Source organism: Pricia sp. (assembly GCF_041745955.1).
Taxonomy (GTDB): domain Bacteria; phylum Bacteroidota; class Bacteroidia; order Flavobacteriales; family Flavobacteriaceae; genus Pricia.
The window spans coordinates 1-6,323 of record NZ_JBGTHY010000262.1; the positions used below are offsets into that span (position 1 = coordinate 1).

The following is a 6,323-nucleotide window of genomic DNA, read 5'->3' on the forward strand; positions in this document are numbered from 1 at the left end:
GATATTGCCGAAATGAATCCCAAATATGATATCGATACCCATACGGCGAAGTTGGCAGCTTCTTTGGTGCATTTTGTGATGCATAGACTGGGTGCCGTGTGAAACATGCTTAAGAAGGAGACATTTTTGTTACCGGCATAATTCTTCAAAAAAAGTGTCATTATTTTTTTAGCATCAATAAAAATCCGTTGAAAGCTCATGGAATACGCCAAATGGCTATAACTTGTTTTTTTAGTTTAAACATAATCCAAAATGATCAAAAAGAACGTAAATAAAAAGCCACAAGACGTGAAAGAAGAGTACAACCTCGAAGTTACGAAAGAGGATATCGATGCACTAGGAAAAAAGAGTCTAAGTACGTACGGTGGCGATGATCGATTATTGGAGAAAAGAAAGAAAGATATCGACTTCTCGGGCAAGGACTTGGACATACCCGGAAGGGGCGCCATAAATACCGCGAACACTAAAAACCTGAAAGATGAAGAGAACACCTTATACGGTCAAGGCGCAGAGAGCAAGGAAGGCTTGGAAGCACCTGAAAGAGCAAACACGGACAAAAGCAATTAGCCAAACCGGTATGCAAATGAACAGCTTCATGGAATATAAACTTCCTGAAATGGCCCATGATTCATAACGAAAAGAATTAGGGACTCGCAAGACAGCTCACCGGTATTCGAGCCCGATTCTGTCGAAGAAGCCCTCAACCAGATTACGGTGACAGAAATTCGATAATTAAAAAAGCCTTCCATGTATGGAAAGCCTGTCATTGGCCCAGACCTTTCTCAAGGTGTTGGGTATTAACACAACCGTGTAAAGACGACAAAGCTTTTTTAATTGTAATAGCCACTTTTCCCCAGCTTTTATTCGAAATCATTATCCACTGAAAACCAATGTTTTATGTAATATTTTGGGATGACTACTAGTTCAAGAGAGGACTACTAGTTCAAGCCTGGTATTTTCCTATTCAACGGGATGCTACTACCTGGTTATTATCCACTGTTTCCAAACTTCCGTCACAAAAACTATCACCTATCTACATCGAAACGTAACAAAAGGAATATCGATCTCATCATACATGGTAGTATTAATGATCGGATTTTTATAACTTTCGCATCCAAGAGGTTGCGTCCGTCATAGATTCAGCGCCCATTTAAAAACTTTACATCCATACAACATGAAAAAAGATACCTCAAGAAGGTCTTTCCTTAGAAAAGCAACTTTAGGTTCGGCCGCCCTGACCTCTGCACCTATGGTCCTCGCTTCTTCCTACAACGAAAAGCTGTGGCTTAACAGGTCTTATGAACCCTCTTTCTTTTCGGCCAACGACCAGATCAACCTTGCACTTATCGGCTGTGGCATCCAAGGTATTTATGACACCCAGACAGCTTTGCAGGTCGATGGCGTAAAACTGGTTGCCGTCTGCGACCTCTATACCGGACGGTTAGAGCGTGGCAAGGAACTTTGGGGCGACGCACTTTTTACGACACGTGACTACCGCGAGCTGTTAAATCGGAAGGATATCGATGCCGTCATTGTAGCGACCCCCGATCATTGGCATAAAACAATCGTTATCGATGCGTTAAAGGCGGGCAAACATGTGTATTGCGAGAAGCCCATGGTGCAAAAGTTCGACGAGGGAAAAGAAATAATAAAAGCTCAAAAAGACAGCGGAAAATTATGCCAGATAGGAAGCCAAGGCATGTCTTCCCTTGGCAACGAAAAGGCAAAGCAACTGTATATGGAAGGGGCCATCGGCGATATCGTAATGCTCGATTTCTACAACGACCGCTACTCCGCCGAAGGGGCGTGGCAATACCCCATTCCCCCGGATGCGAATGCGGAAACGGTGGATTTCGATACCTTTTTGGGCAAGGCCCCGAAAGTACCATATGAAAACAAACGCTTTTTCAGATGGCGGAATTACAAGGATTATGGCACGGGGGTAGCGGGAGATCTTTTCGTACATGCCTTTTCGACATTGAATTATGTTATAAGTTCGAACGGTCCCGATCGGGCATTGGCTACGGGTGGTCTGAGATATTGGAACGATGGCCGCGACGTACCTGACGTTAGCATCACCCTTTATGATTATCCCAAGACCGACACTCATGCCGCCTTTAATGCGGCGTTCCGTATCAACTTTATAGCTGGCAGCGGCGGTGGCGGTGGATTCAAACTGGTCGGCACCGAAGGCGAAATGGAAATCGGACAGAATTCCGTCACCCTCAAACGTTCGAAGTTAGGTATGTTTCCAAACGGATATTCGATGATTGCATACACGGAGGCCACACAACAAAAAATAAGGGAAGAATATGCCGCCAAAAACTTAGAGCCAAGGGCTTCCTCATTGTCTACGGGAGAAACGACCTGGCAGGCACCCGACGATTACAAGGGCGGCCATTACGATCATTTTTTTAATTTCTTTCAGGCCATACGGGGAAAAGGAAAAATCGTCGAAGACCCTACATTTGGACTACGGGCCGCGGGAGCGGCACTTTTGGCCAACGAGAGCTACTATAAAAAACAGCCCGTGAACTGGGATCCAAATGCCATGAAACTTGTTTGAGAAAGTGTTTTGAATATTAAATACAGAAGATGAAAAAATTCGTTCCCGTTCTTTGCCTTACCCTCCTTACGACCTTGGCCCTTGCCCAAGATAAAAAAATCAACGTTATCGTTTTCGGGGCACATCCCGACGATTGTGACAACGATGCCGGTGGCACCGCCATCCTATTTTCAAAAATGGGCCACAACGTTAAATTCGTGTCATTGACCAATGGCGATGCCGGGCATCAGGACAAAGGTGGGGGCGAACTGGCCAAGATCAGAATCGCCGAAGCAAAAGAGGCGGGAAAACGTTTCGGCGTGGAATATGCCGTTTTGGACAACCATGACGGCGAACTGATGCCTACTTTAGAAAATCGCCTTAAAGTCATTCGGGAAATAAGAAAATGGAACGCCGATATCGTCATTGCGCCGAGACCGAACGACTACCACCCCGATCATCGGTATACCGGGATTTTGGTTCAGGATGCTGCCTATCTGGTCATCGTGCCCAATGTCGCACCCGATATTCCTCCACTTAAAAAAAATCCTGTCTTTTTGTATTCAGAGGATGGGTTTCAAAAACCGACACCGTTCGACCCGGATATTGCGGTCATTATCGACGAAGTCTTCGATCAGAAAATTTACGCCATGGCGGCGCATGAATCCCAATTTTTCGAATGGCTCCCTTGGATCTCCGGAAAGCTCGACAATGTGCCCAAAGACGAAAAGAACCGGTTGAAATTTTTGGCCGATTGGCGTGCGAACGCCCCGAACGAGACTACTTTGGAAAGTTTGAAAAAATGGTATGGCGACAGCGCTTCTGCCACCAAGCATGCCGAAGGATTCGAAATTTGCGAATACGGGAAACAACCTTCGGACGAGGAAATAAGAATGCTATTCCCTATGCTTTCGAAATGAGCGGCATGGGCTCAGATTTAAAAATGACTTTTCAATCGCAGCTAAATTTTAAAGGTCACCACGGGTATTTTGGAGTGGTTCGCTACGTCCTCACCGATACTTCCCATAAAAAAATGGGATAGTCCCTTTCTACCATGGGTCGAAATCGCTATCGCATCGGCATTGTTCGCCGCACTATAGTTCAAGATGCCTTTTTCCACACTATAATCGCTGTAGATTTCGACTTCATGGCCAACGTTGGCCTTGGCAAGAAATTTGTTAATCCGCTCATAAGAATCCTTTGTACTCAAAAAATTGTTGCCGGGGGTGTTGATATAGACCATATCCAATGTTGCGGACAACAGGTCGGCGAAATCCTTTGCCCTTCTGAAGGCCGATAGGCTCTCTTCCTCGAAATCGCAGGCAAAAACCAGATTTTCAATCTTTAAATGCTGTGGTCGATTTTTAATGACCAGCACAGGTATTTCCGAATTTCGTACCACCTTTTCGGCATTCGAGCCGAAAAAGATTTCGTTCAGTCCGTCAGTGCCATGGGAACCCATGACGACCAGATCGGCTTGATGCTTTTGGGCCACATCGTTGATCTCGTCAAAAACCTTGAAATGCTTTACGATAGGGGTCAATTTGATATTCTTCAGGTACGACTTGTCCAAAAAGCCTTGAAAGCGTTTTTCGGCGGCTTTCAAGTATAGTATGGTCTGCTGCTGTTGCATCGCATCATCTGTATTTGTCAGCGTATCTGTCAGCTCGAGCATATGCAGCGCAAAAATTTCGGCACCGTGCTTGTCGGCAAGTTGCGCGGCAGCTTCCAAAGCAAATTCGGACTGTTCGGAAAAATCAATAGGGACAATTATTTTTTTCATGTATAAACTGTTTATCTGTCATTTCCACGCGGTCACTGAACATAGTCGAAGTGAAGGTGAAAATCTGTCACAAGTGAAAACGGAAATATAGATTGATTATTTCCTCGAAGGTTGAAATCTTTATTCCATTCCACAACGTTAATGTAGGATAAAAATTACAATTATTTTTACTGCCCACAAAAATAATCCGAATATTCTATTGTAGGAAGATTGTACCGTGCCTTCGTATTGGCCAAAGGTCTTGATGGGTTCTTGAAAACGTTCCAAGGCAATTTGTGGCCAAAAGGCGTCGATTTCCTCGGTAGTCTTGTCCCACGCCCACAGTATATTGGCTTTGCTGTTGCCATGGTCAAAATGTTCGGTCAGCTGAGAGCTTTTTCCGGTAGCGATTTCCCGGATGCCCGGACCGGCAATGCCAAGTAGTTCCATCGTCAATGGTTTGTCAGTAGTGGAAAATAATTTTAGACAGAATGCGGAAAGTTGGTTTTTATTTATGTGAACGATTTTAGGAAAGCTTTATGTTTTTGGGATGTTCCGTAAAACGTTCGTTTTATAGAACTCTTAAATTTTAAAAAAAATGGCTCTTCCAACCCCAAAAACTTTCGATCCGTATCTTATTTTCGCATCAGATATGAACTGGATATATTTGATAATCGCGGGCTGCTTCGAGGTCGGGTTCGCTTTTTGTCTCGGAAAGGCCAAAGAGGCGACCGGTCAAAGCGCAACCTACTGGTATTTGGGATTTTTGTTATGTCTCGCCATCAGTATGTACCTATTGGTGCAGGCCGCAAAAGGGATTCCGATAGGCACGGCCTATGCAGTATGGACAGGTATAGGTGCGATCGGCACCGTGCTCGTAGGGATTTTTTGCTTCAACGAACCGGCCACCTTTTGGCGTATTTTTTTCATATCGACCCTGATTATCAGCTTGATGGGCCTTAAGATCGTCTCAAACTAAAATGCATGCCCTGAACGAAGAGGTTCGAAGGGAACTCCGGGCACAAATTGAAATGGCCCTGCGGTTCGGAATGAAACCTACCCATCTCGATTCCCATATGTATAACGTTGCCGCAAGACCCCGGTTTTTGGAAATTTATCGCGACCTGGGAAGGATCTACAATTTACCGGTGTTCATCAATGGACAACTGATTGTCCAATTGGGCCTGGACGCCGAAAAGGTCGTTTTCAAGGACGACCTGGTAACGGACCATGTCTTTTTGGGAACGTTCGCCGATTTTGAGAGAGGCCGATTGGCGGAATACTATGACCGTGTGCTGGAAAATCTGCCATCGGGCTTTAACGTACTGATCCTACATCCTGCATTCGACAATCATGAAATGCGGGGAATTACGGTAAACCATCCCAATTTTGGGTCGGAGTGGCGCCAGATCGATTATGATATTTTACAAGTGAAAATTGTAGGGCAAAATTAAAGGAATACAATATCAAATTGATTACTTGGGGCGAAATTCTAAAAGCAAAACTAAAGTTCGTTTAAGCCAATGCGGGATAGAATTGTCCCGATGGTATCAATTGTTGAAGTCCATTACCTTGGTAAAAAGATCGCAAAGTTTTTTTTTAAATGCGTGGTCCGGTGATAACCTATACATCCATAATTAATTTCTTGTATGAGACCTATTTTATTTTTTGTGCTGGCCTTGATCATATTGACCGCGGCTTCCTGTAATCCAGAAGAAGGAATCCTTTATGAAGTCCTTATAAGGTCGGCCAAAATTGTCGATACCCATACGGGGGAGATCAGGGAAAACCAGAGTATTGCCATAATCGGCGATTCTATCGCCGCCGTTGCGGGCGGTGACGCTTCGAAGGGCTGGAAAGCCAAAAAAACAATAGAAGCTGCTGGTAAATTCGTTATTCCGGGACTTTGGGACATGCACGTCCATTTTGGCGGTGGGGATACCCTGGTCTCGGAAAACAAGAGCCTGCTCCCCCTCTATTTGGCCAATGGGGTTACCACGGTCCGCGACTGCTCCG

General features: G+C 44.9%; 7 protein-coding genes and 1 pseudogene. 6 read left to right on the forward strand and 2 right to left on the reverse strand.

All coding sequences use genetic code 11. From position 1 onward, the window contains the following. The first annotated feature begins 252 nt into the window (after positions 1 to 252). From ACEW8S_RS09265 to ACEW8S_RS09275, 3 genes are all read left to right on the forward strand, one after another. Positions 253 to 567, forward strand: coding sequence for a hypothetical protein (locus ACEW8S_RS09265; RefSeq protein ID WP_373517871.1), 315 nt, complete (start codon positions 253 to 255; stop codon positions 565 to 567). Positions 568 to 1,174: 607 nt separating this feature from the next. After that, positions 1,175 to 2,566, forward strand: a complete 1,392-nt coding sequence (locus tag ACEW8S_RS09270) for a Gfo/Idh/MocA family protein (protein WP_373517872.1) — start codon at positions 1,175 to 1,177, stop codon at positions 2,564 to 2,566. Positions 2,567 to 2,595: 29 nt separating this feature from the next. Further along, entirely contained in the window at positions 2,596 to 3,465 is an 870-nt protein-coding gene (locus ACEW8S_RS09275) for a PIG-L deacetylase family protein (RefSeq protein WP_373517873.1), read from the forward strand. Positions 3,466 to 3,506: 41 nt separating this feature from the next. Here the strand turns inward: ACEW8S_RS09275 and ACEW8S_RS09280 are convergent, their stop codons facing one another. Together ACEW8S_RS09280 and ACEW8S_RS09285 are read right to left on the reverse strand one after the other, a co-directional pair. Continuing rightward, positions 3,507 to 4,328, reverse strand: a complete 822-nt coding sequence (locus ACEW8S_RS09280) for a universal stress protein (RefSeq protein WP_373517874.1) — start codon at positions 4,326 to 4,328, stop codon at positions 3,507 to 3,509. 138 nt (positions 4,329 to 4,466) lie between these two features. Continuing rightward, positions 4,467 to 4,757 (reverse strand): hypothetical protein, encoded by a 291-nt coding sequence (locus ACEW8S_RS09285; protein WP_373517875.1) that lies wholly within the window; start codon positions 4,755 to 4,757, stop codon positions 4,467 to 4,469. A gap of 202 nt (positions 4,758 to 4,959) precedes the next feature. Between ACEW8S_RS09285 and ACEW8S_RS09290 the strand changes: the two genes are divergently transcribed. The 3 genes and pseudogenes from ACEW8S_RS09290 to ACEW8S_RS09300 form a co-directional block, all read left to right on the forward strand. Further along, positions 4,960 to 5,286, forward strand: a complete 327-nt coding sequence (locus ACEW8S_RS09290; RefSeq protein ID WP_373517877.1) for a multidrug efflux SMR transporter — start codon at positions 4,960 to 4,962, stop codon at positions 5,284 to 5,286. A 1-nt stretch (position 5,287) separates the two neighbouring features. Continuing rightward, complete coding sequence (locus tag ACEW8S_RS09295) at positions 5,288 to 5,761, forward strand: ChbG/HpnK family deacetylase (protein ID WP_373517876.1); 474 nt, start codon at positions 5,288 to 5,290, stop codon at positions 5,759 to 5,761. 195 nt (positions 5,762 to 5,956) lie between these two features. Next, positions 5,957 to 6,323 (forward strand): annotated as a pseudogene (locus tag ACEW8S_RS09300) (amidohydrolase); the annotation flags it as partial.